The following is a 3,493-nucleotide window of genomic DNA, read 5'->3' as shown; positions in this document are numbered from 1 at the left end:
ACTAGGAATGCTGGGCTATTCCCTAAAATCAGCGCGACATGATCGCCTTTTCGGATCCCGTTCGCTTCAAGCGCACCGGCTGCCCGGTGAAACTTCTCGACAAACTCACGATAGCTGACTTGCGTGTCCTCAAACACATACGCCGTTGAATCCGGATGTGTTCGAGCAGTTTCTTCGACGGATTGAATCAATCCAAGCATGAGCAAAATTCCCCTTTCGAATGAATGACTATTCATTTTTTACGTAAAAAAAATCCATACGTAGTCAAAAGCGACCGTATGGATAGTGTAACACTTTTTGGAAACGTTTTCACAGAGTTTCTTTTTAACCGTTGACGATGACGCCACCGTTTAAGTGAAGGACTTGTCCTGTCATATAACTTGAATCGTTACACGCGAGGAAAACATATGCTGATGCCATCTCAGCCGGCTGCCCTGGGCGATCCATCGGTGTATTTTTCCCGAATGTCTTGACTGATTCATGCGGGAACGTTTCCGTGATGAGCGGCGTCCAGATCGGACCCGGTGCGACAGCATTGACACGAATGCCTTCCTTCGCTAAGTTCATCGAAAGACTTCGTGTGAAGCTGACGATTGCACCCTTCGTCGCAGAATAGTCAATCAAAAGCGCGTTTCCTTCGTATGCCGTCGACGATGTCGTATTGATGATGGCAGAACCGAGTGAAAGGTGCGGGAGCGCGGCACGGGCAAGACGCATCATTCCGAAGATATTCGTCTTGAACGTCTTTTCCATCGACTCGTCTGTGATGTCCTTCAGACTATCTTCTGGTTTTTGCATACTCGCATTGTTGACGATGATATCTAAGCGACCGAAACGATCGATTGTTTTTTGGACGAGTGTTTCACAGTAATCTGCATCTCCGATATCCCCTTTAGAAAGTAGGACTTCGCCGCCTAATTCCTCAAGTCGTGCTTTTGTTTCTTCCGCTCCTTCTTGATCACCGTAGAAGGCGATGACGACTTTTGCTCCTTCACGGACATAAGCAATTGAGACAGCACGCCCGATTCCAGAGTTGCCGCCCGTGACGATCGCGACTTTTCCTTCTAATTTTCCTGCTGCCTTATAATCATCACGCTCATAATATGGTAACGGCTGTTCATCCTCCGTTTTTGGTAATCCTTCTGAAATCCGTTCAAAATCAATAAAGTCCGTCAACGAACCTTCTAAAAAATTATCTTTATTATAGCCCATGAAAAAAACTCCCCCTATGCAGTTGATAGAAGGAGTTTTCCCATAAAGACTTACGCTAAAACGTCTAGCACTTCATCTAGTTCGACAGCGCCGAAGTATTTTTTCAATTCGTACCGACCGAGCACTTCGCGAAGAGACGCGCGATCATAGCGTGAACCTTCGAGCGCCCGCGCAATTTCTTCTGCATCCTCGACACCAAAGAAGTCGCCATAAATCTTCGCTTCTTCAATGATGCCTTTTTTGACGTTCAGCCGGAAATCAATCGTACCAATCGGGAAGCGTTTTTTATGAATGACATCAAATTTCGGCGATTTTCCGAAATTCCACTCCCAGTTGCCATAACGTTCTGCTGAGATGGCACGTACTTTATCCCAGTCCTCTTCGGTTAAGATATACCGTTCAATCTCTTTTCCTTCATAGATCGAAGCAAGGAGATGATCGACGAATTGTTCCATCGTCAGCGGTTCTGACAGGAATTCCGAGATATTCGCGACACGACTTCGGACCGATTTAATGCCTTTAGAGCGCATCTTTTCTTCACTGACGACAAGCGCATTGACGACTTCTTCGATGTTCGAATCGAGCATCAATGTACCGTGACTAAACATCCGTCCTTTCGTCGTGAACTGGGCATTCCCACTGATTTTCCGACTTCCGACATGAATATCGTTTCGTCCGGATAGCTCCGCTTCGACACCGAGTTTATGCAGCGCTTGTACGACTGGCTCCGTGAACTTTTTATAGTTGTTGAACGAATCACCGTCATCTTTTGTCAAGAAACTGAAGTTCAAGTTTCCTTCGTCATGATACACAGCGCCACCACCTGAAAGACGACGGACGACGTGGATCCCATTTTCCTCGACATACTTCAAATTGACTTCTTCGTTCGTGTTCTGGTTTTTTCCGACGATGATCGATGGACCGTTGATATAAAACAAGAAATAGTCTTCTTCATTGACGTTCAGGTTGTTCAAGATGAATTCTTCGACAGCGAGATTGATTCGCGCATCGCGAATCTCAGGATGGAAGATGAATTTCATAAGGGTTTCGTGCTCCTTTGTGATGGAATCATAATGTGATCAGTTACAGCCGTCAACACCACACGCATCACCTTCAGCGATGACTTCAAGTGTTTGTTCTTGGCGGATCTTCGCGAAGACTTGTTCGAATGCTTCCACTGGTTGTGCGCCTGAAATCGCATATTTCCGGTCGAAGACGAAGAACGGTACACCACGAACTCCGAGTTGTTGTGCCATCGCTTCTTCTTCTCGAACATCTGTCGCCAGTTCTTCTGACGCAAGAAACGCTGTGACGTCTGCTTCAGCAAGTCCAGCATCTACTGCGATCCGTGTCAAAATGGCTGGGTCATTCAAATCTTCTCCATTCATGAAATACGCTGTAAACAAGGCTTCTGATACTGCATTCATCTTACCATGTTTTTTAGCGAATTGAGTCAGACGATGAGCCTCGAATGTATTGGCTGGGATGACACGATCCATCTCGTAGTACAAACCTTCCTGACGTGCCGTATCAACGACACCTTGCGACATATTCCGTGCTTGCTCGAGAGTCGTTCCATATTTTGACGCAAGAATTTCGTATAAGCCTTGTGTCGGTACTGCTGGTGCATCTGGATCGAGTTCAAAGCTCTTGAATTCGACCTCGACATCTAACTTTTCGTTCGCAATCGCTTGTTCTAAGCGACGCTTCCCAATATAACAAAACGGACATGCGTAATCCGACCATACTTCTACTTTCATCTGTGTTCTCTCCTTTTGTGTAATTTCATACATTAAGCATAGTCGCCTCTAGACAGAGTTGCAATCTTTCCGCCCGCGCCAATACGAATATGCAAAAAAGGAATCAAGATCATATTGATCTTGATTCCTTGATGAGTTAGAGAGCTTATTCTGTCACGAGTGCATGTGCTGCATCTTCGATTTCGATATCGAGTTCTTTCGTATAAGCATCTGTTTGTTCTGCTGTCCAGTTCAAGACAGATTTCATTTCTTCGATGACGGCATCTTTGTGCGCACGAGCCCAAGCGATGTCGAAGAAGACAGCACCTGTACGGCGGATGAAGAAGTCGATTGGACGAGCGACCATTTCATGTTCGATGCTGTAGTGGAGTTGTGCATAGACAGAACGTGGAAGAGCTGTCGTTGCTGCATCGAATGCTGCTGCATATTCCAGTACTTTCGGTAAGTTCGAACCGTAGCGTTTTGCTAGGAATTGAACTTCTTCTGTCGTTAGACCGTTCGTTGCTGTTTGAGCTTTTAAG

General features: G+C 45.9%; 5 protein-coding genes. All 5 read right to left on the bottom strand.

Going from position 1 to position 3,493, the window contains the following annotated elements:
- On the bottom strand, nt 1–200 hold a 200-nt coding region (locus F8N00_RS17150), incomplete at its 3' end, for an AMP-binding protein (RefSeq protein ID WP_421018655.1).
- 124 nt (nt 201–324) lie between these two features.
- Nucleotides 325–1,212, bottom strand: coding sequence for an SDR family oxidoreductase (locus tag F8N00_RS17145; RefSeq protein ID WP_023467377.1), 888 nt, complete (start codon nt 1,210–1,212; stop codon nt 325–327).
- Nucleotides 1,213–1,262: 50 nt separating this feature from the next.
- Nucleotides 1,263–2,252, bottom strand: a complete 990-nt coding sequence (locus F8N00_RS17140) for a lipoate--protein ligase (RefSeq protein WP_023467375.1) — start codon at nt 2,250–2,252, stop codon at nt 1,263–1,265.
- Between the two features lie 39 nt (nt 2,253–2,291).
- Nucleotides 2,292–2,972 carry a DsbA family oxidoreductase gene (locus F8N00_RS17135; RefSeq protein ID WP_075641994.1) on the bottom strand — a complete coding sequence of 227 codons (681 nt, stop codon included), beginning with the start codon at nt 2,970–2,972 and terminating at the stop codon, nt 2,292–2,294.
- A 145-nt stretch (nt 2,973–3,117) separates the two neighbouring features.
- Nucleotides 3,118–3,493, bottom strand: a 376-nt coding sequence (locus F8N00_RS17130; RefSeq protein ID WP_421018654.1) for a glycerol-3-phosphate dehydrogenase C-terminal domain-containing protein, incomplete at its 5' end; no start/stop codon positions are given.

This window comes from Exiguobacterium sp. A1_3_1, from assembly GCF_048985645.1.
Lineage (GTDB): Bacteria > Bacillota > Bacilli > Exiguobacteriales > Exiguobacteriaceae > Exiguobacterium_A > Exiguobacterium_A indicum.
This window is presented reverse-complemented; position numbering and strand designations above follow the sequence as displayed.